Genomic DNA, 24,705 nt, shown 5'->3' with positions numbered 1-24,705 from the left:
AACGGGAAAAGCCGGCACGCCCCAGGCGGGCGGCCGGCACGCGAACCGGCCACGCACGCGCGCCGGTCGGCTTCGATCTGGCGCACCGGGTGCGCGCCCCGGGCGTTCAGCCGGCCGCCTGAATCGCCTCTTCGTAGACGCCGGCCACGCGTCGCGCGATCACCGCGTTGTCGAAATGATCGCGCGCATAGCGCTTGCACGCGGCCTCGTCGGGCAGCGCGATCGCGCCCGACAGCGCACCGCCGAGCCCTTCGGCGATCGCGTCCGCGCCCGTCGACGGCAGCACGAGATCGTTCGACAACCCTGCGACCGCCTCCGGCAGCCCGCCGACCGGCGTGACCAGCACCGGCGTGCCGGATGCCAGCGATTCGACGGTGATCAGCCCGAAGCCCTCGAGCGCGACCGTCGGCACGACGCTGACCGTCGCCGCGCGGTACAGCGCCGCGAGATGATGGTCGGGCACGAAGCCGAGCAGCTTCACGTTGTCCTGCAGCCCGGCTTCGTCGATGCGCTGCTGAAGTTCCTCGCCGATCTTGCCCTTGCCGGCGATCAGCAGCAGCACGTCCGGGTGACGGCGCTTGACGAGGCCGATCGCGTCGATCAGGTCCTCGAGCCCCATGCGCCGTACGAGCCGGCGCACGGCCAGCACGATCGGCCGGTCCTGCGGCAGTTGCAGCTTGTGCCGCGCCTCGGCCGGCGTGAGCGGCGTGTCGAACTGCGCGGTATCGACGCAGCCGGGAATCACGCGCACGCGGGACGGATCGATCCCGTAGCGGTGCGTCAGGATCTGGCCGAATGCCTGCGACAGCACGATCAGCCGCGACGAGCGCGTATAGACGGCCTGTTCGAGATAGCGCTTCGCGCGCTGCCCGAGCGACGCGGCGCCCTCGACCTGGCTTTCGTCGGCCCACGGCCCCTGGAAGTGCGACACCTGCGGAATCCCGCGCGTCACGTCGAGGCCGGGGAACGTGTACAGCGCGAAGTGCGACGAAATCACGTCCGGCCGCGCGCTGCGGATCTCGTCGCGCAGCGCGCGCCGCGCGGCGAGCATCCGGCGCGCGAGCGGCTGCGATGCCGGCCCGAAGCCCTGGATCGCGCCGCCCGTGTCGTCGGCGACCTTCGGCGAGCCGGCGACGAGCCCGCGCACCTCGACGCCCGCGCCGGGCAGCGCGCCGACGAGCGAGTAGTACATCCGGTCGAGGCCGCCCGCGCGTTCGGGGAACCAGTGCATGCCGATCTGCAACGATTTGATCGGCCGGGAGGATTGGGACATCACGGTTGCTCCTGCGTGATTGCATGCTCGACCCGCTCGAACGCGGACGGCTGCGTGGGTTGGCCGATGCGCCGGTAAAGCGCGACGTACTGGGCGCCCATGTGCGCCCAGCCGAAACGGGTCATCAGTTCGCGGGCCGCGTCGCCCATCGCGCGACAGGTGTCGCGCGACGCCGCGAGCGCGCCGATCGCCTGCGCGAGCGCGGCCGGATCGTCCGGATCCTCCAGCACGATCCCGCATTCGCGCGTGATGATTTCCGCGCCGCCCGCCGTGCGCGCGGTGACGACCGGCAGCCCGGCCGCCATCGCCTCCAGCAGCGACAGGCTCATCGCTTCGTAGCGCGACGGAAAGACGTACGCGTCGACCGAGCGCATCAGCGTCGGCATGTTCTTCACGAGCCCGAGGAAATGCACGCGCGAATCGATGCCGAGCGCACGCGCCTCTTCCGGATACGGGCTGCCGGGCAAGTAGCCGGCCACCGCCAGATGCACGTTCGCGGGCAGCTTCGTCAGCGCCTTCAGCACGGTGCCGAGGTTCTTGCGCGGCGTGCGCAGGTCGCCGACGAACAGCAGCAGGAACGCGTCGTCCGGCAGCTTGAACGCCGCGCGGTCGGCCTGCGCGCCCGCGAACGCGCTGCCGTCGACGCCGTTGTAGATCACGCTGATCTTGCGGCTGTCGATGCCGAGCCCGGCGATCTCGTCGGCCACCTTCTGCGACACGGCGGTGATCGCGCGCGAACGCTTGTACGCCCAGCGCTCGAGCACGGTATTCACACGCGTATAGACGTACTGGTAGGCCGACCACAGCCCCTTGGTGGGCCCGAACGGATAGTACGGACTCTTGAACCAGCCGCCGTGCACGAAGTGCGCGGTATTCACGTCGGCCTTGATCCACGAGATGAAGCCGTTCACGTGAAGCACGTCGTATTCGCTACGATGCGCGCGCAGCCACGCCGCGCTTTTCAGCGCGAACACCTGCTGCTTGACGAGATTCGACGGCCAGAAGCCGCCGACCTTCACCGGCACCCAGCGCACGCGCGGATCGGCCAGCAGCTCGGGCGCGACATGCGACGCGACCAGCGTGACCTCGTAGTGTTCGGCCAGCGCCGCGCGCGCGATTTCGTAATTGACGCGGCCCTGCCCGTCGTTATGTCGCACGACGTGCGTGACGATCGCGATTCTCAATGGTCGCCTCCCCGTGAACGCGCGGCGGCCAGCAGGCGTTGCGCCTTCTGCCAGTGCGCCGCGGCAAGTATCGAAAAAATGGCTGTGAACATCAGCAGGCCGCCGGTGCCGATCAGCGAGTTCGTGAACACGAGCATCGCGAAGGTCGACAGGCACAGGCTCAGGCACGCGCCGACGAACTTGTCCTGGCGCAGTTTGAACGCCGCGCGCAGCGTACGGCCGAACAGCATCACGACGCCGGCGAGATACAGCAGCGTGCCGGGCCAGCCGAGCACGAACGGCACGTTCATCACGCCGCTGTCGAAGCTGCCGTACTTGCCGAGCTCGCCGCTGTCGCTCGACAGCTTCGTGGACGCGCCGGTCGCGCCCATCCCTTCGCCTGCGACGTCGGTGAACGCCGTCTGCGCGAAGGTCGCGTAGAACTTGTTGCGGTCGTCGTAGCTGCGGTCGTCCTTCAGGTTCGTGATCGACTGCAGGCGCGCGCCGAGCCGGTCGGCCACCGGCCCGACGGTCAGCAACGGCACGCACAGCCCGACCAGCACGACGCCGCTGATCAGGATCCGCATCCGCACGCGATTGCTCGATTGCACGAGCTGGATCGCGAGCGCGATCACCCAGCCGCCCCAGGTCGAGCGCACGAGGCACAGCGCGAACGACACGAAACCGGCCGCCCCCGCGAACCAGCGGATCTTCTGCGGCGCGACCAGCACGAACACCAGCGCGCCCATCATCGCGAACGCGAACGGCCCCGACGAATTCATCGTGCTGAACACGCGCACGCCGTACGGCACCGGCTCGCCCTGCGAGCCCATCTGCGAGCCGACCATCCACAACACGTCCCACTGCGGCATCACGAAGTACTGCACGACGCCGTACACGCCCATCACGAGCATGCCCCACATGAAGGTGGACAGCAGCACGTCGCGATACTCCGGATAGTTGCGCGCGTTCACCATGATGTGAAAGCCGATCAGGATCGGGTACAGCCAGTTCGCGAGGTCGTAGGTCGCGGCCATCACGCCGCTCGACACGATCCCGACCAGGTACGCATACACGAGCCCGAACAGGATCAGCAGCACCGGAATCCCGCGCCGCTGCGCGAGCACGCGGTAATGCCGGATGAGCCCCAGGCCGGCGATCATCGTCACCGCGAGCGGCGCGACCTGGATCAGGCTCGTCGGCGTGAACGCGCCCTTCGACCAGTCGGCCAGACGCCGCACTTCCGGGCTCAGGAACCACACCCACCACATGAAGCCGACATAGCGCGCCGGGCTCTTGAAATACAGCCAGATGCCGACCCCGATGGCCAGCACCGGGAACGCGAGCGTCAGCACCTTGCCCTGGTGGATCGCGATCAGCGCGGCGGTCAACGTCCACAGCCCGGCCTGCCCGGCCCAGTGCCTCCGCTCGGCGAACCAGCTGCGGGCGCGCGACGGCGCGCGTTCGGCGGCAATCGTACTCATCGATGCGCGCTCACTGCGACGAAGGGTGCGAATCGGCGAGCGGCATCGCGACGCCGGCCGCCGCGGGCGTGCGGCGCCGGCGCAGCATGTCGCGCGTGATCCGCACGTGCTGCTCGGCGAACGCCTGCGTGGTCAGGTCGCGCTCGCGCAGGCACGCGGCGGCCGCCCGCGCGCAGTCGAGCGCCGCCGCCGGATCGGCGACGAAGCGGTCGGCGGCCTGGCGCATCGCCTGCGCGTCGAACGCCGGCACATACGCGGCCGTATCGTGCGGGAAGTAGTCGCTCAGGCCGCCCACGTCGGACACGATCATCGGCTTGCCGACGGCCGCCGCCTCGAGCATCACGGTGATGCCCGACGCATGGAAATTCGGCCGCAGCGGCACGACGATCACGTCGGCCCACGCGTATAGCTCGTGCTGCTTCGCGAGCCCCGACGCCGCGCCGATCTTCACGTTCGGCGCGTGCCATTCGCGCGGCACGCGGCGGCGCGTCGCGAGCCGCACGTCGTAGCGTTCGTCGCCGCCGAACGCGGCGAGGAACGTGCGCCAGTCGCGGTCGCGGTCGTTGCCGATCGCGGCGATCCGCAGCGGCCGGTTCGGCTGCCACTGCAGCGGCTCGACCGGCGGGAAATCCTGCGTATTCAGCCCGTAATAGACGAACTCGGCTTCGCGCCCCAGGTAGCGGCGGCACAGGTCGGCGTTGTCGCGGGCGAGCGTGGTCAGCACGTCGGCGCGCGCGAGCAGCTTGCGGTACAGCCAGCGGCGCGGGCCGCCGAAGCTGCCCCACTTGTCGAACAGCCACACGCTCTGCGCGAGCAGCAGCGGGCGCTTGCCCTGCGCGCCGGCGAGCTTGAGGATCAGCGCGGCGGCCAGATGCTCCTGCTCGGTGTGCGTCCAGATCACGTCGCTCGCGAGCAGCGCCGCGCGGTTGCGCCATGCATGCACGACGTCGAAGCCGAGCGCCGCCTTCAGCGCGCGGCGCGCGACGCTCACGACGCGGTTCTCGCGGACGTCCTGCGAATAGGTCAGCCGGAATTCGTCGGATTCGGCGTGGTGATAGCCGTACAGGCAGCCGATGTCGTCGCCTTTCCGATAGGTACGCGGATCGGCGCCGTAGAACAAATGGACGTGAACGTTCGTTGCAGCCTTCGTGGTCATGCGAGCCCTCCGGGCATGGCCGCGCGCGAGGCGCGCGGGCCGTTCAAGACGTCACCGGCGGCATCGCCGCACGATGGGGGGCAAGGTTGGTGCGACGCGCATCGCGCGCGCCGCGGCGCACCGCGCGCCAGTGCGCGAGCACGCGGGCGCGCCGCGCGGTGGGCAGCGCGAGCAGCACGTGCGCGAAGCCCGGATAGACGCGCGTGCCGACCAGCGTCCACCACCACCACGCGATCTCGCGCCGCAGCGGCGGCAGATGCTCGCGCAGCGTCAGTTGCAGGTTGTACGCGCCGTTGCTGATCGCGTTCAGCGACGCCGCATCGCGCCGGTCGTCGTCGAAGCGCTCGGCCGGAAAATGGTCGACGGCGATCGCCGGGTCGTACAGCAGCGTCCAGCCCGCGCGCTGCACTTCCATGCTGAACGCCATGTCGTTGTGCACCTGCGCGCCCGCGCCGCGCAGCCGCGTGTCGAAGCGCAGCCGTTCGATCGCCGCGCGGCGGTAGCTCATGTTCGCGCCTTTCAGCATGTCGACTGCACGCGCGCCGCCGACGCCGAGGTGATGATTGCCGATGATCTTGCCCGACAGCGTGAGCTGACCGACCAGCTCGCGCGATTCGTCGAGCAGGCGGCCCTTCTCGTGCACCCAGTCGCGGCCGCCGACCGCGCCCACGCGCGGGTCGGACAGGAACGCGGCTTCGATGCGCGCGAGCCAGTCGGGATGCGGCGCCGCATCGTCGTCGGTGATCGCGACGATGTCGCCGTTCACCGAGTCGAGCCCCTTGTTCAGCGCGGCGACCTGCCCCGCCACCTCCACCGGCACGATGCGCAGCGGCAGCGCGCCGCCGACCGCCGGATCGGCGAGCCGTTCGTGCGTGGCGTCGTCCTCCGGGCGCGCGACGACGATCACCTCGTCGGGCAGCCGCTGCTGCCGCTGCAGCGCCAGCAGGCAGCGCGCGAGGTCGGCGGGACGCCGATAGGTCGGAACGAGCACGGAAATTTTCATCAAGGATTCTCCAGTCGGCCGGGCAGGCGCCGCTCGCGCCGGCCCGGTGTCGTGAAATGCGATCAAGCGCTCAGGTATTCGTGCACGGCCGCATAGCCGCGGCCGTAGCCGCGCGCCTTCGGCGGCACGCCGTTGAAGATCCCGCCTTCCAGGTCGACCCCCGCGGTGCGCAGACGCTTGATCGCATCGGCGATCTCGCCTTCGGTATGCATGCCCGAGCGCAGCACGAGGAACGTCGAGCCGGCCATGCGGCCGATGATGGTCGCGTCGGTCACCGCCAGCACCGGCGGCGAATCGATCAGCACGACGTCGTAGCGCTTGCCGAGCCCTTCGAGGTATTGCGGCAGGCGCGTCGACATCAGCAGCTCCGACGGGTTCGGCGGACGCGTGCCGGCCGCGATGAACGACAGGCCCTGCACCGGCGTCTCGCGGACCGCTTCCTCGAGCGGCGCCTGGTCGCTCAGCAGCTCGGACAGGCCCGGCTGCACGGTCAGCCCGAAGTAGCGGTCGAGCATCCCGCGACGCATGTCGGCGTCGATCAGCAGCACGCGCTTGCCCGAATGCGCGAGCAGCACCGCGAGGTTGACCGTCAAAAAGCTCTTGCCGATGCCCGGCGTCGGCCCGGTCAGCACGATCACGCGGTTCTTCGCGTCCATCATCGCGAACTGCATCGCGGTGCGCAGGCTGCGCATGCTTTCGACGCTCAGGTCCTTCGGGCGCAGGCTCGCGAGGATCGGCCGCGCACGGCTGCCGCCCTTCTCCGCGGCCGCGTCGAGCTTCACCTGCTCGGCGCTTTGCGGCACCAGCCCGTACAGCGGCAGGTTGAACGTGCGTTCGATGCGGTCCGGATCCTCGATGCCCTGGAACAGGTTGCGACGCAGGAACACGACGCCCGTGCCGAGGATCAGCCCGAGGAACACGGCGGCCGACAGGATCAGCACCTTCTTCGGCTTGACCGGCGCGCCGGGACGCAGCGCCGAATCGATGAGGTGGATGTTGCCGCCCGTGCCGGCCTTCTGCACCGACAGCTCCTGCACGCGGTTCAGCAGCAGCACGTAGATGTCCTCGGCGACCTTCGCATCGCGCTGCAGCTGGACGGCCTTCACCTCGGTCGCCGGCAGGCTGCGGAAGCGGTTGCTGAACTTGTCCTTCTCGCCCTGCAGCTCCGCGAGCTGCTGCTTCGCGGCGATCACCATCGGGTGCGAATCGGTGAAGCGCTGCGCGAGCGACGCGAGCTGCAGGCGCTGCGCGGCGATCTGCTGTTCGTACTGCACGCTGCCCTGGAGGTAGACCTTCGCCTCGTCGCTCGCGTTGATCGAGCCCGACGTGCGCTGGTATTGCGTGAGCGCGGCTTCCGCGCGTTCGAGGTCGGCCTTCAGGCGCGGCTCCTCGCCCTTCAGGAAGTCGAGCATCTTGGTCGCCTCCGCCTGCTTCGCGACCACGTGCTGGTTCAGGTACGACTGCGCGAGCGCGTTCGCGATCGCGGCGGTCTGGTCCGGGTCCTTGCCTTCCAGCGAAATCTGCACGACGCCCGTCTGCTTGCCCTGCTCGCTCACCTGGATGCCGGCCTGGAAGCCGCTGATCGCGTCGAGATCGTTGTAGCGCACGACCGTGAATTGCGTGCCGGGGCGCGCGACGAGCTTCCGCACGAGCAGCGTCACGCCGCCGCCCTGCGCCGATTCGCCGACGCGGCCGGCCAGCAGCCGCGTGCCGTTCTCGTCGACCAGCGAATAGGTGCCGTTCGGACCGGCCGTCAGCGTCAGCTTCTTGCCTTCGAGCGCCGGCACGACGCTGATCGAATCGACGTCGGCGAGTTCGCCGCCCCACGCGTACGACTTCAGGCCGAGCCACGGCCGCGACGGCTCGCCGGGCGTCGCGAGGCGCGCGGCGAGGCTGCCGAGCACCGGCAGCGTCTTCGGCGCGACCGAGAAGTTCAGCTTGAACTGTTCGACGACCGGCGTGACGACGCCGCGGCTCTTGATGATCTCGATTTCCGCATCGGTCGGCGCCTGCTGCGGGCCGCTGTTGATCGACGCGCCCGTCTGCGTCTGCGTGAGCGCCTGCGACGTGTTGTCGTTGCCCTCGACCCGCACGTGCACGTCCGCCTGGTAGACCGGCTTCGCGATGAAGCAGTAGAGGCCGGCGAGCGCGACGACCGTCACCGCGATGCCGAGCAGCAGCCAGATGTCGTCCATGATGACCTGGAGCAACTGGCCGAGAACGACGTCCTCTTCCTCGGTCTTCGCGGTCAGGTCCGCGTAGGAGTGTTTCGCTTGCGTGTTCACCATTCGTTCCCGCTTGAGTGGTGCCGGGGGGCGGACGCCGCCCCGGCGGGCTATCAGCGCGTGATTTGCCGCATGTAGAAGATCGTCTGGATCGTCGGCAGCACCTGCTGCAGCACACGGTTGAACTGCACCGAGCCGGCCGTGCTGACGTAGACGACGTCGAGCGGCTGAAGCGGGAAGCGACTCGACAGCATCAGCGCATCGGGCTGCGTCATGTCGAGACGGAACACTTCAGGCTTCGTCGGGTTGTCGCGCATCCCGCGCATCACGTAGATCTTGCGCGGGTTCGCGTCGGTGTCGAGAATCCCGCCGCCCGCGGTCAGCGCGTCGGCGATGGTCAGCCTGCCCTTGAGCATCGGCACCGTGACCGGCGTCTTGACCTCGCCCATGATGAACACGCGGCTGTCGCTGCGATCCGGCACGTTGACGATGTCGCCCGGCTGCAGCATCACGTTTTGCTTCACCTCGCCGCGATCGAGCACGCCGTTCGCGTCGAGCGTGTACAGCTTGCCGTCGCGCGTCAGGCGCACGCGCTGCAGGTCGGCCTCGGCGGTCGAGCCGCCGGAGCGCGAGATCGCGTCGACGAGCGTGAGCGGCACGTCGCTCACCGCGAGCGGGCCCGGCTGCTTCACCTCGCCCGTCACCTGCACCTTCTGGCTGCGGAACGACAGCACGCGCACGTCGAGCTGCGGATTCTTCACGTAGCGCGCAAGGCTGGACGCCATCTCGTCGCGGATCTGCCCGACCGTCTTGCCCGCCACGCGAATCCGGCCGACGAACGGGAAGAAGATCGTGCCGTCGGCGGCGACCGTCTGGCCGTACGGATCGGCCTGGCCCGGCAGCGCGGTCGTATACGGCTGCTGCAACGCGCCCGCGACCGATTGCGTCGTGTTGCCGCCGCTCGAGAACGACTGGCCCTGCGGCGTCGTCAGCTCCGGGTGGTCCCACACGGTGACGCCGAGGATGTCCTGCGGGCCGACGCGATACGTGTACTGCGACGGATCGGTATAGCGCCCGGGCGGCAGCGGATGATCGACCTGCGCTTTCTGCAGCTGGTCCATCACCACTTTGGCGTCGATGTAATGAACCGGATAGGTTTCGGCCGCTTCCTGCCGGCCTTCGTCCTTCAGGTTCGACGAGTCGAGGTAGTTGCCGGGCGCGGTTGCACAGGCTGACAGGAAAGTCGTCAGCGCGACGGCAAGCGCCACCGGGCGCATCGGGCGTTTCAGCATAGTTTCTGTAGCCATCCTTGAACCAGACGTTCGATCAGTGAGTAGCTCTCGCGGTAGTCGGCCTCGGGGCCGCCGTGCGGGTCCGCAATCTCGGCCCCCTCCCACTTGCCGAGCAGGTGAACCTTGCCGCGCGCGAACGGATCGACCGCTTCGACGGCCGCGATCTGCCGGCGCTCGCTGACGAGAATCAGGTCGGCGTCGCGCACGATCCGGCGCGACAGCCGCCGCGAGCGATGAGTCGTCGCATCGACGCCCCGCTCGGCCAGCAGTTGCCGCATCACCGGATCGATGCCGTCGCCGTCGTTCGCGTGGACGCCGGCCGAATGGAACGTCGGGCGCGGGCCGCCGCGCGACGCGGCGTGCGACTTGAACAGCATTTCCGCCGCCGGGCTGCGGCAGACGTTCGCGTGGCAGACGATCAGGATGTTCCGGAACATGGCGTCTCGTAACGAGTGACGAAAAACGGGTTACGCGCTGGCGCGCGCGGCGCCCGGCACGCGCGCGGCGACGGCCTGGCGCGAGCCCGGCCGGCCGATCGGGTGGTACTCGATGCCCTGCTCGCTCATCGTCTCCGGCTCGTACAGGTTGCGGCCGTCGAAGATCACGGGCGCCTTCCACAGCCGGCCGAGCGCGACGAAGTCGGGGCTCTTGAACGCCTTCCATTCGGTGACGATCACGAGCGCGTCGGCGTCGCGCGCGGCCTGCGCCTCGTCGTCGACGAAGGAGAGGCGCTCGAGCCAGCTCGGGTGATCGGCGAGATCGAGCGCGATCACGCGGCGCGCTTCCTGCTGCGCGACCGGGTCGTAGGCGGCGACGCGCGCGCCGCGCGACAGCAGCTCGGCGATCAGCTCGCGGCTCGGCGCCTCGCGCATGTCGTCGGTGTTCGGCTTGAACGCGAGGCCCCACAGCGCGAACGTGCGGCCGCTCAGGTCCTCGCCGAAACGCGCGACGATCTTGTCGGCGAGCACGCGCTTTTGCGTCGCGTTGACCGACGACACGGCCTTCAGGATCTGCAGCGACTGGCCGTGCTCGTCGGCCGTGCGGATCAGCGCCTCGACGTCCTTCGGGAAGCACGAGCCGCCGTAGCCGCAGCCGGCGTACAGGAAGTGGTAGCCGATGCGCGGATCGGAGCCGATCCCGCGGCGCACGGCCTCGATGTCCGCGCCGAAGCGGTCGGCGAGGTTCGCCAGTTCGTTCATGAACGAGATGCGCGTCGCGAGCATCGCGTTCGCCGCGTATTTCGTGAACTCGGCCGAGCGCACGTCCATGTACAGCGTGCGCTCGTGATTGCGGTTGAACGGCGCATAGAGCTTCTTCATCAGCTCGCGCGCGCGCTCGCCCGGCACGTCGTCGTCGCAGCCGATCACGATGCGGTCCGGCCGCGTGAAATCGTCGACGGCCGCGCCTTCCTTCAGGAATTCCGGATTCGACACGACCGAGAACATCGGGGCGTCGCCGCCGCGCTTCGCGAGCTCCTCGGCCACGGCCGCGCGCACGCGCTCGGCCGTGCCGACCGGCACCGTCGACTTGTCGACGATCACCTTGAAGCCGGTCATGTATCGGCCGATGTTGCGCGCCGCCGCGAGCACGTATTGCAGGTCGGCCGAGCCGTCCTCGTCGGGCGGCGTGCCGACCGCGATGAACTGCACGTCGCCGTGCGCGACCGCGGCCTCGATGTCGGTCGAGAAGCGCAGGCGGCCGGCCGAGCGGTTGCGCGCGATGACTTCCTTCAGGCCCGGCTCGTGGATCGGCACGCCGCCCTCGTTCAGGATGTCGATCTTTGCCTGGTCGACGTCGAGACAGAACACGTCGTGCCCGATGTCGGCGAGACAGGCGCCGGTGACAAGCCCTACGTAACCGCTGCCGATGATAGTCAGATTCATGATGTGTCGGACCCCTTGACCAATGATTCGAAATTCGGAAAACCGGAATGCCTGCGCGACGCAGCGCGTCGGTGTCAGTACGCGTTGCTGCCGGTGAAGCCTTTCCACAGCGTCAGCACGACGATCTTGATGTCGAGCCAGAACGACCAGTTCTGCATGTAGTACAGGTCGAGTTTCACGCGGCCCATCATCTTCTCGATCTGGTCGGTCTCGCCGCGATAGCCGTTGATCTGCGCCCACCCGGTGATGCCGGGCTTGATCCGGTAGCGGAACATGTAGCCCTTGACCAGATCCTTGTAGATGTCGTCATGTGCGAGCGCATGCGGGCGCGGGCCCACCACCGACATCTCGCCCTTCAGCACGTTGATGAACTGCGGCAGCTCGTCCAGGCTCGTGCGGCGCAGGAACCGGCCGACCGGCGTCACGCGCGAGTCGTTCTTGGTGGCCTGCGTGACCTGCCCGGCCGCCTCCTGGTGCACCTTCATCGAGCGAAACTTGTAGATCTCGAACTCGTGCCCGTCGATGCCCTTGCGCTTCTGCCGAAAGAACACCGGCCCGCGCGAGGTCAGCTTGATCAGCGCCGCGATCAGCACCATCACCGGCGCGAGCGCGGTGAGCGCCGCCAGCGCGAACAGCCGGTCGAACACGAACTTCGGCAGGATCCGCACGTCGGTGATCGGCGACGCCGCGAGGTTGATCGCCGGCACGCCGAGCACCTCGACCACTTCCTGGTTGAAGAACGACAGCGTGCGCACGTCCGGGATGAAGCGGATGTTCACGAAGTCGTGGCGGAACACCGTCACGATCTGGTGAATCCGGCGCTCCTCCGTGATCGGCAGCGTGAGCCACAGCTCGCTGATCGCGCGGCTGCGCACCAGCCACACCAGCGATTCGAACTGCCGCTCGATGCGCACGTCGTCGAGCGCGACTTCGCCCGGCGCCTCGCTTTCGTCGTACACGCACACCGGGTTGAAGCCGGCTTCCGGCCGCGCCCGCATCTGCGCGATCAGCCGCCGCGCCGCCGGCGTGCCGCCGACGATCGCGACCGCCTTCAGGTTGTAGCCGCCGCGGCGCAACTGGCGCAGCACGACGTGCACGCAGGTCTTCGAACCGGCGAGCAGCGCCATCGTCACGAGCGCCCAGTAACCGAGCCACAGCCGCGACAGGTCGCCCGACTGGTGAAAACTGAAACTCATCAGGATGCCCGCGAGCTCGACCGCGAGCCACGCGAACGCCACGCGCATCACCAGCCCGACGAGACGCTTGCCGCGCCACGACTGGTAGATGCCGACGGCCGGAAAGAACACGACGACCAGCAGGCAGTCGAACAGCACCGTCGTGCGCTGCAGGTCGCTGAGCCCGATGCTGCCGTCGTGCAACGCGGCCGCGATCAGCGCGCCCGTCACGACCATCGCGATATCGATGACTCTCGCCAGCACGCTCAACATGTCTGTTTCCTCTTCTTTGAACAGGCGTTTGCCGAACAGCGCCTTGCGCGACCCGTGCCGCACATTCGATTCAAACGTTGCATGACGCTATTGAAGCGACAAGAAAATTCCGCCTCAAGCGCACAAGTATTTCGAAAAATAATCGGAAATTCTTGCCGCGATCTTTTTTAATTAAATCGGCAGGTTTTCCCGAATCGGGCCCGAACGAGGATTTTTTCTGAATCTTTACGCTTTCCGCTCGCCCTTTGCAGGCGGGCATGACAGGCGCACGACCGGAATTATTTTTTATTTTTTTATTTGCGGCCGGTGCTACCGCGGAAAATTCTCCCGGATGACGGTGCGGCGGATATCCGGCATTGGGTCCGGTTTTATTGTCGATTTACTTCATGCTACAACGACAGGCACTGACTTCAACCGTGGAGAGTGTCATCATGAATGCTCCGGCAGTGGTCGCCGAAACGCGCCATTCTTCTTCCGCCGCACCCGATGCCGGTATGCCCGCCGTCGGCACCCGCCTCGCCGTGCAGCCCGTGATTCTCGCCGGCGGTTCCGGCACGCGCCTGTGGCCGATGTCGCGCGAGCGTTTTCCGAAACAGCTGATCGGCCTGCTCGGCGATCATTCGCTGCTGCAGTCCACCGCACTGCGCCTCGACGGCCTGACGGCCGAGCACCCGCTGAACGACGACGTGCTGATCGTGTGCGGCGAGGATCACCGCTTCACCACCGCCGAACAGCTGCGCCTGACGGCCAAGCACGCGACCATCATGCTCGAGCCGCTCGGCCGCGACACCGCGCCCGCGCTGACGCTCGCCGCGTTGCGGCTCGTCGCCGGCGGCAACGACGCCGTGATGACCGTGATGCCCGCCGACCATGCGGTCGCGGACGTGCCGCGCTTTCACGCGGCCGTCGCGGCCGGCGTGCACTGCGCGGCACAAGGCAAGATCGCGACGATGGGCATCGTGCCGACGCACGCGGAAACCGGCTACGGCTACATCCGCGTCGGCGCGCCGCTCGGCGACGCCGGAACGGGCGCCCTCGACGTCCGCCGCCTCGACCGTTTCGTCGAGAAGCCACACCTCGAACTCGCGCAGCAGTACGTCGCGTCGGGCGAATACTGGTGGAACAGCGGGATCTTCATCGTGCGCGCGTCGGTCTGGCTGAAGGCGATCCGGCAACTCGAACCCGAGATCTACGCGGCCTGCGAACAGGCCGTCGCACAGGGCAAGGAAGACGGCGATTTCTTCCGCGTCGATCGCGATGCATTCGCCGCGTCGCCGTCGAACTCGATCGACTACGCGGTGATGGAGCCGCTCGCGAGCCTGCCGCAACTGTGCGAAAGCGTCGTCGTGCCGCTCGACGCGGGCTGGTCGGACGTCGGCTCGTGGGACGCGATCTGGCAGATCTCGCCGAAGGACGACGCCGGCAACGTCGGCCGCGGCCACGTGCTGTTCGAAGGCGCGGACTCGACGTTCGCGCATTCGGAAAGCCGGCTCGTCGCCTGCGTCGGCACGCAGAACCTGGTCGTCGTCGAAACGCCCGACGCCGTGCTCGTCGCGGATAAATCGCGCGTGCAGGACGTGAAGAAGATCGTCGGGCACATCAAGGCGCGACATGGCACCGAAGCGACCGATCACCGCAAGGTGCATCGTCCGTGGGGCCACTACGACTCCGTCGACACGGGCGAGCGCTTCCAGGTGAAACGCATCGTCGTGAAGCCGGGCGCGCAACTGTCGCTGCAGATGCACCACCATCGCGCCGAACACTGGATCGTCGTGCGCGGCACCGCGCGCATCACGCGCGGCGACGAAACGTTCCTGCTGTCCGAAAACGAATCGACGTACATTCCGCTCGGCGTCTCGCACCGCCTCGAAAACCCGGGCAAGATGCCGCTCGAACTGATCGAAGTGCAATCGGGCGCGTATCTCGGCGAGGACGACATCGTCCGCTTCGACGATACCTACGGCCGGCAGTAACGCGCATGCAACAAAGGGCGCCGCTTCGACGGCGGCGCCCGGGCAAGGGTCTGTTCACGCTAATAACGGGCTTGCGAACGTGCCCTAGGCAGACATGGAGACACGGGACTTCCGCGCGGGCGTCGTGGCACACGACGGCCCGCGCGTGACACGGCAACGGCGATCAGCCCACGCGATACGCGTATTCGCGACGCTCCGCCTGCACGGGATCGTTGCGGCTTTCCGACAACGCGCCCGCGCGACGCTCGGCGATGAAGCGCTTGATGTCCGATTCCGCGCGCGCCAGCGCCGACAAGCCGGCCAGCACTTCGCCCTGCGGCTCGCGCGCCGGGGCGTCGCTCGCACCGTGGCGATCGATCCACTGGCGCGCCCAGTCGAGCGCGTACTGCTCGGCTTCCTCGGCGTCGGTGAAGCGCGGGCCGATCAGGCCCGAGCGTTCGACCCGACGGTCGTCCTGCGAGATCTCGGCCCACGCGCGATACATCAGGTTCTGCACGGGCTGCGCGATGCCGCTGATCGTATAGCCGCGATACTCGTCGACCTGCGGCTCGGCCGCGGCGAAGCTCGCCGCCGACGCGCGCGCATGGCGCAACTCCGTGCCCGGCGCGCCGGGCACGGTAAACGACACGTCGGCGCGGCCGGTCACCTGGTCCTCCGCCATCGCGCTCAGCGACGCACCCTCGTCCCGCCAAACGTTTGCCTGCGCAACCGGCAATTGCCACGACTCGGGGTTCTGCCAGAATACGCCGCGCAGACGGTCGTTGTCGGGCGCGGGCTCCGCGCGGCGAGCCGGCACGACGGCCTCCGGCGGCGGCGGAATATACGCGAACGTGCGCCCGCTGAACTGGGTCAGCACGTCGATCATCTTCAGCAGCGTGCCGTTCGCGAGCCACTCCTCGTAGCGACGACGGCACGTCGGCCCGGACGGATAGCGACCGGGCAGCTTGGACCAGGCTTCCCCGGTCGTCAGGATCCAGAGCACCGCGTTCGCGACGACTCGCGGTTCGGCACGTGGACGCCCACGACGGTTCAGCCTGATGGGTTCATCGGCGATCAGCGCTGAAAGGCGAAACCACTCTTCATCGTTAAGCTCATCGAAGAACATAGTCGATCTCTCCACGCAGCCAGGCCGGGGCTGCGATTGGCGGCGCCGTCACGACACATCGCGTCGCGGGGCGGCCAGGTTGCACATTATGGTTATCCGGCGTTGTGCATACCGGGCGACACCGCACTTTCACGGTGCCGCGATTCCCGGCAATGGCGCACAAATCGCGGTCTCACTCCAATGTGGGAATTTTTGTGCACGAAGCATACCATCCTTAGGGTTTATCTCAATATGACAATGACTTAATGTTACGCACTGAAACAACCTGCCATCGGCGAGCAATCCATTTACGCTTGAATTTTTTTACGGGATCTTTATGCCGATGGCTGCAACGGCCCGGCTGACGGGGCTCCGCAGCGTCTGAGGAATGCGCTGCACCGGTGGTTACAGGCTGGTCCGACCCTTGCCGGCAAGCTCTTCCGGAATGGCTTCCGGAAATCGGTAAATCATGGAAAATTTCGTAACGAGCCATTCACAAATCGGTAAATCATTCAAATTGAGCTAAATCAAATTATCTCGATGCACAATCTTTTTATTGTTTCGCTGCGAGGAATGAAAATACGCTGACGTAGCGCGCCCACTCTGTCCCCGCATGCAAATCCGTCACGCTTGTTACATTTTCGCGGAGAGCGGCAAGCGGCCGCGCCGCAGGCCGCAGGGCGCTGCTGTTCCGGGTCGGAACGGAAAGCCCGAAGCCGGCGTACGCGGCTCCGCGACGACGGCGGCGCTAGCGCAGATCGCCGACCAGCGACGCGGTCACGTCCGCGTCGATGCGCTGCGCCGGCATCGTATAGGCCGGGTGATCGCAGCCGATCGACAGCGCCGCCCCGCCCTTGAGCGCCGCGCGCATCGGCGCGTCGAACTCGAAGCGGACGAAGTGCACGGCCGACGTCTTCTCCGCGTTGTCCCGCTCGAGATCCTCGTCGGCGATCGCGTAGACGCTCGCGTGCCCGTCGACCCGCAGGTACACGCGATCCTCGACACCGATCAGCCGCGCGAGCGCCGCGCGCCGTTCGATCTCGTGCTCGTACTCGATCTGCATCGTCGCCTTCAGGTTGGTGCCGTCGGGCACCAGCGGCAGATACGCGTCGAGTTCCCCTTCGATGCCGGCTTCGTCGAAGATCTTCTCGATGTGCAGCATCTCGTGGATCTGGTAGCGGATCGTCGTCTCGTCCTCGAACAGGAACCGCAGGTGGTTGCCGAGCGCCACCGCGCGGCGGCGCTTGTACGCGACGAGTCGCGCGTGTTCGGCCTTGCGGATCTTCGCGTACGCTTCGAGCGTCAGCAGGGAATCGCGGGTCAGCGTCATCAGTTGCTCCGAGAAACCCCGTCCTTCAGGACGGGGAGGAAAGGGGTGCTGTTGACAGGCAGCTTCTTCCACGGGGTGGGATCACCTGCATGATTCTTGTCTACCGCTACCGCGTGAAGTCGCTCAACGGACTGCTCAACAAGCAGAGCCGTGAGTCGACGAAAGCGGTTCCACCCAGTCCTGTTCGGCGTGCGGATCGAAAGACAGCACGACGCGGCCGAAAGGTATCGCGGGACTGAGAATAAGAGCGTGGGCCTGCAGTGACTGTGGTGTCTTGCATGATCGAGATACCAATGCTGCGTTGAACATTCTCCGATGCGGACGTGCATCGCCAGGTGCGGGAATCCTCTCCCTTCAGGGAGAGGAGAACGTCAAGGATGTCCTCGTGGATGCGCGGCCGCGGCTCAGATGCCGTACGCGCGCCGCAGCAGCGTCAGCGGATGCGCGAGCGGCGCCGGCGGCAGCCCGTTCTCGTCGATGCCCTGCACGATGTGATGGCCGGCGAGCGCGCAGTCGGACGACACGACGTCCGGCCGCGGCTCGGCCATCGCCTTGAACACCGGCGCGCCGATCCGCATCGCGTCCGCATGAAATTCCTTCTTCACGCCGAACGTGCCCGCGTGGCCCGAACAACGCTCGACGACGGTCACGCGCGTATCGGGCACGAGCGACAGCGCATCGGCCGTCTTGCGGCCGATGTTCTGCACGCGTGCATGGCACGGCACGTGATACGACACGCTGCCGAGACCGGTCTTGAAATCGGTCTTCAGCAGGCCGTCGCGATGCCGCGCGATCACGTATTCGAACGGATCCCAGAACGCGTCGGCCACCGCGCGCACGGCTGCGTCGGCGGGGAACATCAGCGGCAACTCGCTCTTGTACATCAGCACGCAACTCGGGATCGCGCCGATCAGCGCATAGCCTTCGCGTGCGTAACGTTCGAGCACCGGGATGTTCACCGCCTGCTTCGCGGCGACGCCGTCGAGATTGCCTTGCTCCAGCAGCGGCATCCCGCAGCACGCTTCGCGCGTGACGAGTTCGTACGGGATCTCGTTGTGCGCGAGGATCGCGAGCAGGTCGTGGCCGATCCCCGGCTCGTTGAAATTCACGTAGCACGTCGCGTAAATCGCGACCTTGCCGGGCGTGCGTTCGCCGTCGCGCACGGGCGGGTTGTCCGAGCGCTCGGCCGCGCGCCGGAACGTGCGCGGCGCGAACTCCGGCAGCCACGCGTTGCGATCGACGCCGAGCGCCGCTTCGAGCGCGTGGCGCGCGGGCGGCGTGCGGTTCACCGCGTTGACCGCCTGCGTGACGACCGGAATGCCGGCGAAATGGCCGAGCGCATCGGTATTCGACAGCACCTTGTCGCGCAGCGTCGCTTCGCCGCGCTTGTAGCGCGCGGCCTTGCCGCGCAGCATCAGGTGCGGGAAGTCGACGTTCCATGCATGCGGCGGCACGTACGGGCATTTCGTCATGTAGCAGAGGTCGCACAGATAGCACTGGTCGACGACCTTGCCGAACGCTTCCTTCGGCACTTCGTCGATGTCGCCCGTCGGCGTGTCGTCGACCAGGTCGAACAGCGCCGGAAACGCGCCGCACAGCGACACGCAGCGTCGGCAGCCGGCGCAGATGTCGAATACGCGGGTCATTTCCGCGTCGATCTCGGCCTGATCGTAGAACGCTTCGGACTGCCAGTCGAGCGGATGCCGGGTCGGAGCTTCGAGACTGCCTTCCTTGTGGGGCATGAGGCGCTCCCGCATGGCGCGCATGTGCGCAAGCGCACCGCCCGCGCGACGCAGGCGGCGATGAACGAACAGCTGCCGCGTGCCGGTCGCGCGGCGATGCCGTGCGGCCTGCGGCGGCCCGTCAGTCGACGAGACTGTCCAGCGCCTTCGTGTAGCGGTTCGCGTGGCTGCGCTCGGCCTTCGCGAGCGTCTCGAACCAGTTCGCGATTTCGTCGAAACCTTCGTCGCGCGCGGTCTTCGCCATGCCCGGATACATGTCGGTGTATTCGTGCGTTTCGCCGGCGATCGCCGATTCGAGATTCAGCCGCGACGAACCGAACGGCAAGCCCGTCGCCGGATCGCCGACGGCTTCCAGGTATTCGAGATGGCCGTGCGCATGGCCGGTTTCGCCTTCGGCGGTCGAGCGGAACAGCGCGGCGACGTCGTTCTGCCCCTCGACATCGGCCTTCGAAGCGAAATACAGATAGCGCCGATTCGCCTGCGATTCGCCCGCGAATGCGGCCTTCAGGTTCTCTTCGGTCTTGCTGCCCTTGAGTTGAGCCATGTGCGCCTCCGTTCGAGTCGGCGCGGCCGCGTGCGACGCCGGGCCGATCAGGTATGTGGGGAACGAAGCACACGCCGGACGCGCGCGCTTCGTGCCTTTTAATCTAGGCGCTGGCGTTCGCATCCCCCAATAGGCTTTTTCAATCCGGCCGATAGCGGCCGCCCGCTGCCGGGCGATCGTTCGTGCAAGCGTGCGGGCGACACGACTTCCATCACGGACCGCGGCCGATATCCGGGCCATGACGAAGCGCGCCGTGGCGATGCGAGTGAAGGACCGGGCATCGCCAACGACGCGACGCCCGGCTTGCCCGACTCGGTACGAGCCGTGCGATCGAGGTTTATCGGACCTTGTCGGCCGGCAACGGACGCGCCATGTAGCTGACGACACGCCCAGGCCCCGACATGCGCCCGAAGCCGGTCACGCCGCCGTAGCTGCTGGTGATGCCGGACAACCCGTTGTACAGGCTGCCCATCACGAGGACGGAATCGTCGCCGTGCAGCGTGCCGTCATTGGTCGTATTGCCCATGATCCGCACGTTGCCGGCGTCGATCGTACCGCGGTTGGTCACGTTGCCCATCGCGGACAGCGATTTCTCCGCGCGCAGCGAGCCGGTGTTGACCAGGTTGCTCATCACCTGAATGTTGCGACCGCCGACCGTACCGCTGTTGGTCAGCGATCCCATGAGCTTCAGGGACTCGGCGCTCCCCAGCGTTCCTTCGTTGACGACGTTGCCCATGACCCGAACGTCGCGCCCGTCGACGGCGCTGTCGGCGCCGTTATTGGCCAGACGGCCAGCGATGTCGAGCGCGCCGTCGCTGTGCAGCGTGCCGGCATTGGTTGCGTTGCCGCTGATCGAGACGCTGCGTCCCTGTACGGAACCGTCGTTGTCGAGATCGCCAGCGACGTTTACAGTGCCGCCGCGAACCGTACCGCTGTTGTCGAGCCCGTTCATCAGCCGCAACGCGCCCGCTTGCAGGTGTCCGGTCGACTCGATCCGCGTCTTGCCGGTAGACGAGATCGAGACGCCACCGGCCGATGCGTCCACCGTACCGGCGATCCTGACGCCGGTTTTCGCCGACGCGCCGACCAGCGCCATCGTGTCCGCCTGCAGGCTGCCCGACGCGGACACGTCGAGCGCCACGTCCGGCGCGTTGCCGCTCGCCGGCCCGGAAAACGTCCGCGGCACCGTCTGCTCGAGCGCCGCCGTCCCTTGATGGGCGATCGCGAACAGCTGCTTCGCGCGTACCGCCGCATCGACCTTCACGCCGCGCGCCACGAGATCGAGCTGATTCGCGCTGCTCGCGTCGAGCCCGTCGCCTTCGATCGTGAGGCGGCCGTCCTCGGTCCGAAATTGCTTGACGCGACCGTACCTGTCGAATTCCGTCGTACCCGCGACAAGCGACACGCGGCTCGCGTTGATGAAGCTCGCGCCGTTCACGCTGATCCCGTTCGGGTTCGCGACGATCACGCGCGCCTTCTGCCCCGCGACTTCCGTCGTGCCTGCGAGCACCGACGCGTTGCCGCCCGTCACCTGGTTCAGGATCACCTGCGCCGACCGGCCGCCGAGCCGCGCGTTACCGTCGATATCGCCGGCCAGTCGCGTGTGCGTGCGCTTCGTGCTGTTGTTCAACACAAGGCCGTTCGGACCGACGTTGTATTCGAGGAACCGGTTCGACGAAATGCCGGCGGCGTCCGGTGCATTGATGTCGACGATCGGCGTGCCGTTCGGCGCGGCGCCAAGCACGGGGCGATCGGCTGCGTTCGGGTCGACGACGAGTTTCGGGTTCGTTTCGACGACCGGCGGTTCCGGGTCGACCGGCGGCTTCGTTTCCGCGACCGGCGGTTCCGGGTCGACCGGCGGCTTCGTTTCCGCGACCGGCGGCTCAGGGTCGACCGGCGGCTTCGTTTCCGCGACCGGCGGCTCTGGGTCGACCGGCGGCTTCGTTTCCGCGACCGGCGGTTCCGGGTCGACCGGCGGCTTTGTTTCCGCGACCGGCGGCTCCGGATCGACCGGCGGCTTCGTTTCCGCGACAGGCGGCTCCGGATCGACTGGCGGCTTCGTTTCGGCGACCGGCGGCTCCGGCTTGACCGGCGGCTTCGTCGCCTCGTCGTCGTCCGTCCAGTTCCCCCCGATCTGCAGGCCGGACGGCACCGACAGACGCTTCGCGCGCAGCGACCCGCCATTCGAGATCCGGACCTTGCCATCCGACAGCAGCGAGATCGAGCCCGTCACCGCCTCGAGCTTGCCCGAGATATTGATGCCGACGCCCGCCGACGTGCCACGCATGACGATCGAATCCTCGCCATGCACGCTGCCGAGTTTCGACACGTCGATCGCGACACGCGGCAATTCTCCACCCGTCGCAGCATCGAACGACATCGCCTGCGGATTCTCGATCGCGGCCGTCCCTTGCTGGGCGACCGCGACCAGCTTCTTCGCGTGCAGCGCGGCGTTCACCTTCAGGGTGCGCGCCACGAGATCGAGCTGATCCATATTGCGCGCATCGAGCCCGTCGCCGTCGATCGTGAGGCGGCCGTTCTCGGTCCGGAATTGCTTGACGTTGCCGATCTCGTCGAATTCCGTCGTGCCCGCGACGAGCGACACGCGGCTCGCGTTGATGAAGCTCGCGCCGTTCACGCTGATCCCGTTCGGGTTCGCGACGATCACGCGCGCCTTCTGCCCCGCGACTTCCGTCGTGCCCGCGAGCACCGACGCGTTGCCGCCCGTCACCTGGTTCAGGATCACCTGCGCCGACCGGCCGCCGAGCCGCGCGTTGCCGTCGATGTCGCCGGCCAGTTGCGTGTGCGTGCGGCCCACGCTGTTGTTCAGCACCAGGCCCGTCGAACCGACGTTGTATTCGGTGAAGCGGTTGGTCGAAATGCCGGCGGCGTCCGGTGCGTTGATGTCGACGATCGGCGTGCCGTTCGGTGCGGTGCCGAGGCCGGGGCGATTGGCCCCGCTCGGATCCACGACGAGCCCGGGCTGCGCGAACGCGGGCTGTGTCGCGAGGATCGGCATTGCAAGCGTGAGCGCCGCGGCAAGCGCGGTGCGCACGGATGGCACGGCCGCACGCCGGCGATGATGGTCGAGTTGATGTTTCATGGTCTTCTCGTTTTTCTGAAGATGAATGACAGGCATGGCTCAGGCCACGCCGGATCGGGCCGGTCCGTCGATCGGCCGATGAACGGGCAAACGTGCTTACATGGCGGTTCCCTCCGTGGCATATGGCGAACGCGGGTGCGCCCGCACCGATCAGAAACGGCTCGTAAGCGACATGAGGAACATGGGTTGCGCGGTTCGCAGCGCGCCCGGCTTGTGAAGCGGCATGCCGAGCGCGACGTCATAGCCGAGCATCCGGTAACCGCCGCGCACGCCGAGCGCGGCGCCGATCAGCATGCGGCCTCCCCGGCCCGCGCCCTCGTCCGCGCCTTCGCCGACGATCTGGCCGGCATCGAGCGCGGCATAGACCTCGTGCATGCCGAACAACGGCGTCGCCAGCTCGTTGCGCCATAACCAGCCTGAGGCTCCAGCGAGCGTCTGGTTGCCGTCGAACCCACGCACCGTGTAGCGGCCGCCGATCTGCAGGTACTCCGTGGACGGCAGCACGCCGGGCGTGTACTGGAACTGGACGAACCCGCGATAACCGAACGGCCGCGCGCCGATCCGGAACGGGGCATCGGCGCCGAACGCCGCGGTAAACACGCGATAGCGGCCGTCCCACGAGTCCCGACCGTTGATATGGCCGGGGAAAGGACTCAACCCGGCGAGACTTGCGCGCATGCTGATGCTCGCGTCGATGGTCGCGCGCGCGAGCTTCTCGCGATGCGCCGCGCTCACCTCATAGCTGACGATGTCATGGCGCATCACGTCGATACCGATCGGCCCCAACCACGAACGGTCCTCGCGTCGAGCAAGCCGGAAACCGAGCGTGGTCTTGCCGTGACCGGAGCGATACGGCACGTAGCCGATGCCGGCCTCGTAGCGGCGGGTCCGCTGGCCGAACGGCGGCACGACAAGGCCGGGCACATCGTTCAACAGCGCCTGCCGGCTCGTCCACTCGCTGATGCCGAGCGAGAACGACGCATAGCCGATCGGCACGTTCCATGCGGCGCTTTTCGCCTGCGAGCCGATCGCCTTGTTGCCCAGCGATGCGTCCGTGTTGTAGGTGAGGATCAACTGATCGTAGAGCCGCAGCGGCGAATCGATCGCGACGATCGCGCCGAGCTGGTTGCGACCGGTCGCATCGAGCCCGCCGTTGTCGGCCGTCGCGATGAAGCGAAAGCGGCGCGTATCGTCCGGAGGCCGGACGACGATGTCGGTATCGCCAAGCGACGCGCCGGGAACCAGATCGAACGCGGTGGCTGCCTGACCGGGCAGACGACGTATGTTCTCGAGCGCCTGATCGAGATCGCGCACGTTCAGCAACGCGTGCGCGCCGCGCGCAAACGCGATGCGCACCCAGCCGATCCGGCCGCGCTCGTCGCTTATCGCGCCGATGCGGCCGGGAAGCACCTCGATGATCAAGCGTCCCGTCGACAGATCCTGCGACGGAATGCTGACGAGCGACGTGACGTATCCGCGTGCGACGAGACGGCGGCCGATCCGTTCGCGCAGCAGACCCAAGCCTTTTTCACCGATGCAGGCGTGCTCGAACGGGACGGCGTCGCGCAGCCACAGGAATGCGTCGGCGCCGCGCCATTCGATCGTGTGAATGTCGAAACACGGCGTTTCTTCGGGCAATGGCAGCGCGTCGGATTCACGCGGCGGCTTCGCGGACAGCACGTCCGGCCGGTCGAGCATCTGCTGCCGGATCTCGTCGAGCTGTTGGGCCTGATGGCGCTGCGCATTGAGCGGCTGCGCGCCGGACTCGGGGGTCTGGGCAGCCGCGGCAACAGCGAATGCCACCAGGTTCGCGGCGCACAGCGCGCGGCTCGCAATGCGTCGCGGCCGCATGACCAGATCCGGGAGCTGACCGATGCGACCGGATCTTATCGGGCCGCGCCCGGTCTCGCATGATGCGCAAGACTGGCGCATGCGGGCGCGTCGCGACTCCGTGGGCTCCATCCGCCCATACTTCTTTTTGTTAACTATCCTTAACACTCGG

At 67.4% G+C, this 24,705-nt stretch carries 17 protein-coding genes and 1 pseudogene; 2 read left to right on the top strand and 16 right to left on the bottom strand.

The window, feature by feature from the left end:
* Positions 1 to 106: 106 nt before the first annotated feature.
* The 10 genes from CFB49_RS19325 to CFB49_RS19280 form a co-directional block, all read right to left on the bottom strand.
* Positions 107 to 1,273 carry a glycosyltransferase family 4 protein gene (locus CFB49_RS19325; RefSeq protein WP_089492066.1) on the bottom strand — a complete coding sequence of 389 codons (1,167 nt, stop codon included), beginning with the start codon at positions 1,271 to 1,273 and terminating at the stop codon, positions 107 to 109.
* Positions 1,273 to 2,457 carry a glycosyltransferase family 4 protein gene (locus CFB49_RS19320; RefSeq protein WP_069618546.1) on the bottom strand — a complete coding sequence of 395 codons (1,185 nt, stop codon included), beginning with the start codon at positions 2,455 to 2,457 and terminating at the stop codon, positions 1,273 to 1,275. The genes CFB49_RS19325 and CFB49_RS19320 overlap by 1 nt, the downstream gene beginning before the upstream one ends.
* Entirely contained in the window at positions 2,454 to 3,920 is a 1,467-nt protein-coding gene (locus CFB49_RS19315) for a glucose-6-phosphate isomerase (protein WP_089492065.1), read from the bottom strand. Before CFB49_RS19315 ends, CFB49_RS19320 begins: the two co-directional genes overlap by 4 nt.
* A gap of 10 nt (positions 3,921 to 3,930) precedes the next feature.
* Positions 3,931 to 5,076: a glycosyltransferase family 4 protein gene (locus tag CFB49_RS19310; protein WP_089492064.1), complete on the bottom strand. Its 1,146-nt coding sequence runs from the start codon at positions 5,074 to 5,076 to the stop codon at positions 3,931 to 3,933.
* Positions 5,077 to 5,119: 43 nt separating this feature from the next.
* Complete coding sequence (locus CFB49_RS19305; RefSeq protein ID WP_089492063.1) at positions 5,120 to 6,079, bottom strand: glycosyltransferase family 2 protein; 960 nt, start codon at positions 6,077 to 6,079, stop codon at positions 5,120 to 5,122.
* Positions 6,080 to 6,141: 62 nt separating this feature from the next.
* Complete coding sequence (locus CFB49_RS19300; protein ID WP_069618550.1) at positions 6,142 to 8,367, bottom strand: polysaccharide biosynthesis tyrosine autokinase; 2,226 nt, start codon at positions 8,365 to 8,367, stop codon at positions 6,142 to 6,144.
* 50 nt (positions 8,368 to 8,417) lie between these two features.
* Positions 8,418 to 9,596: a polysaccharide biosynthesis/export family protein gene (locus CFB49_RS19295; protein WP_069618551.1), complete on the bottom strand. Its 1,179-nt coding sequence runs from the start codon at positions 9,594 to 9,596 to the stop codon at positions 8,418 to 8,420.
* Positions 9,590 to 10,033 carry a low molecular weight protein-tyrosine-phosphatase gene (locus CFB49_RS19290; RefSeq protein WP_006482944.1) on the bottom strand — a complete coding sequence of 148 codons (444 nt, stop codon included), beginning with the start codon at positions 10,031 to 10,033 and terminating at the stop codon, positions 9,590 to 9,592. Before CFB49_RS19290 ends, CFB49_RS19295 begins: the two co-directional genes overlap by 7 nt.
* 30 nt (positions 10,034 to 10,063) lie before the next feature.
* Positions 10,064 to 11,479: a UDP-glucose dehydrogenase family protein gene (locus CFB49_RS19285; protein WP_069618552.1), complete on the bottom strand. Its 1,416-nt coding sequence runs from the start codon at positions 11,477 to 11,479 to the stop codon at positions 10,064 to 10,066.
* A gap of 74 nt (positions 11,480 to 11,553) precedes the next feature.
* On the bottom strand, positions 11,554 to 12,927 hold the full coding sequence (locus CFB49_RS19280) for an undecaprenyl-phosphate glucose phosphotransferase (protein WP_089437057.1): 1,374 nt from the start codon (positions 12,925 to 12,927) through the stop codon (positions 11,554 to 11,556).
* Between the two features lie 431 nt (positions 12,928 to 13,358).
* On the opposite strand from CFB49_RS19280, the gene CFB49_RS19275 reads away from it, so the two are divergent.
* Positions 13,359 to 14,900, top strand: a complete 1,542-nt coding sequence (locus CFB49_RS19275) for a mannose-1-phosphate guanylyltransferase/mannose-6-phosphate isomerase (RefSeq protein ID WP_089492062.1) — start codon at positions 13,359 to 13,361, stop codon at positions 14,898 to 14,900.
* Between the two features lie 163 nt (positions 14,901 to 15,063).
* Here CFB49_RS19275 and CFB49_RS19270 read toward each other — a convergent pair whose 3' ends face one another.
* Positions 15,064 to 16,005, bottom strand: coding sequence for a transposase (locus tag CFB49_RS19270; protein ID WP_069618554.1), 942 nt, complete (start codon positions 16,003 to 16,005; stop codon positions 15,064 to 15,066).
* A gap of 727 nt (positions 16,006 to 16,732) precedes the next feature.
* Complete coding sequence (locus tag CFB49_RS19265; protein WP_089436138.1) at positions 16,733 to 17,314, bottom strand: DUF3501 family protein; 582 nt, start codon at positions 17,312 to 17,314, stop codon at positions 16,733 to 16,735.
* 154 nt (positions 17,315 to 17,468) lie between these two features.
* Between CFB49_RS19265 and CFB49_RS19260 the strand changes: the two are divergent.
* Positions 17,469 to 17,669 (top strand): annotated as a pseudogene (locus CFB49_RS19260) (zinc ribbon domain-containing protein); the annotation flags it as partial.
* Between the two features lie 49 nt (positions 17,670 to 17,718).
* On the opposite strand, the gene CFB49_RS19255 reads toward CFB49_RS19260, so the two are convergent.
* The 4 genes from CFB49_RS19255 to CFB49_RS19240 all read right to left on the bottom strand — a co-directional run bounded on the left by CFB49_RS19255 (position 17,719) and on the right by CFB49_RS19240 (position 24,635).
* Positions 17,719 to 19,056 (bottom strand): heterodisulfide reductase-related iron-sulfur binding cluster, encoded by a 1,338-nt coding sequence (locus CFB49_RS19255; protein WP_089492787.1) that lies wholly within the window; start codon positions 19,054 to 19,056, stop codon positions 17,719 to 17,721.
* Between the two features lie 121 nt (positions 19,057 to 19,177).
* Entirely contained in the window at positions 19,178 to 19,600 is a 423-nt protein-coding gene (locus tag CFB49_RS19250; RefSeq protein WP_006497294.1) for a rubrerythrin family protein, read from the bottom strand.
* A 337-nt stretch (positions 19,601 to 19,937) separates the two neighbouring features.
* Positions 19,938 to 22,703: a filamentous hemagglutinin N-terminal domain-containing protein gene (locus CFB49_RS19245; protein WP_089492061.1), complete on the bottom strand. Its 2,766-nt coding sequence runs from the start codon at positions 22,701 to 22,703 to the stop codon at positions 19,938 to 19,940.
* A 150-nt stretch (positions 22,704 to 22,853) separates the two neighbouring features.
* Positions 22,854 to 24,635, bottom strand: coding sequence for a ShlB/FhaC/HecB family hemolysin secretion/activation protein (locus CFB49_RS19240; protein ID WP_249190676.1), 1,782 nt, complete (start codon positions 24,633 to 24,635; stop codon positions 22,854 to 22,856).
* Positions 24,636 to 24,705 lie beyond the last annotated feature (70 nt).

It is taken from the genome of Burkholderia sp. AU17457 (genome assembly GCF_002223255.1).
Lineage (GTDB): Bacteria > Pseudomonadota > Gammaproteobacteria > Burkholderiales > Burkholderiaceae > Burkholderia > Burkholderia sola.
The sequence above is the reverse complement of the archived record's forward strand: the minus strand, read 5'-3'. Positions and strand labels throughout refer to the sequence as shown.

What these genes read in the sequence shown, in the direction of transcription:
- CFB49_RS19325 (WP_089492066.1), bottom strand. Translation starts at nt 1,273, where the DNA reads ATGTCCCAATCCTCCCGGCCGATCAAATCGTTGCAGATCGGCATGCAC.
- CFB49_RS19315 (WP_089492065.1), bottom strand. Translation starts at nt 3,920, where the DNA reads ATGAGTACGATTGCCGCCGAACGCGCGCCGTCGCGCGCCCGCAGCTGG.
- CFB49_RS19310 (WP_089492064.1), bottom strand. Translation starts at nt 5,076, where the DNA reads ATGACCACGAAGGCTGCAACGAACGTTCACGTCCATTTGTTCTACGGC.
- CFB49_RS19305 (WP_089492063.1), bottom strand. Translation starts at nt 6,079, where the DNA reads ATGAAAATTTCCGTGCTCGTTCCGACCTATCGGCGTCCCGCCGACCTC.
- CFB49_RS19300 (WP_069618550.1), bottom strand. Translation starts at nt 8,367, where the DNA reads ATGGTGAACACGCAAGCGAAACACTCCTACGCGGACCTGACCGCGAAG.
- CFB49_RS19295 (WP_069618551.1), bottom strand. Translation starts at nt 9,596, where the DNA reads ATGCTGAAACGCCCGATGCGCCCGGTGGCGCTTGCCGTCGCGCTGACG.
- CFB49_RS19290 (WP_006482944.1), bottom strand. Translation starts at nt 10,033, where the DNA reads ATGTTCCGGAACATCCTGATCGTCTGCCACGCGAACGTCTGCCGCAGC.
- CFB49_RS19285 (WP_069618552.1), bottom strand. Translation starts at nt 11,479, where the DNA reads ATGAATCTGACTATCATCGGCAGCGGTTACGTAGGGCTTGTCACCGGC.
- CFB49_RS19280 (WP_089437057.1), bottom strand. Translation starts at nt 12,927, where the DNA reads ATGTTGAGCGTGCTGGCGAGAGTCATCGATATCGCGATGGTCGTGACG.
- CFB49_RS19275 (WP_089492062.1), top strand. Translation starts at nt 13,359, where the DNA reads ATGAATGCTCCGGCAGTGGTCGCCGAAACGCGCCATTCTTCTTCCGCC.
- CFB49_RS19270 (WP_069618554.1), bottom strand. Translation starts at nt 16,005, where the DNA reads ATGTTCTTCGATGAGCTTAACGATGAAGAGTGGTTTCGCCTTTCAGCG.
- CFB49_RS19265 (WP_089436138.1), bottom strand. Translation starts at nt 17,314, where the DNA reads ATGACGCTGACCCGCGATTCCCTGCTGACGCTCGAAGCGTACGCGAAG.
- CFB49_RS19255 (WP_089492787.1), bottom strand. Translation starts at nt 19,056, where the DNA reads ATGCCCCACAAGGAAGGCAGTCTCGAAGCTCCGACCCGGCATCCGCTC.
- CFB49_RS19250 (WP_006497294.1), bottom strand. Translation starts at nt 19,600, where the DNA reads ATGGCTCAACTCAAGGGCAGCAAGACCGAAGAGAACCTGAAGGCCGCA.
- CFB49_RS19245 (WP_089492061.1), bottom strand. Translation starts at nt 22,703, where the DNA reads ATGAAACATCAACTCGACCATCATCGCCGGCGTGCGGCCGTGCCATCC.
- CFB49_RS19240 (WP_249190676.1), bottom strand. Translation starts at nt 24,635, where the DNA reads ATGCGCCAGTCTTGCGCATCATGCGAGACCGGGCGCGGCCCGATAAGA.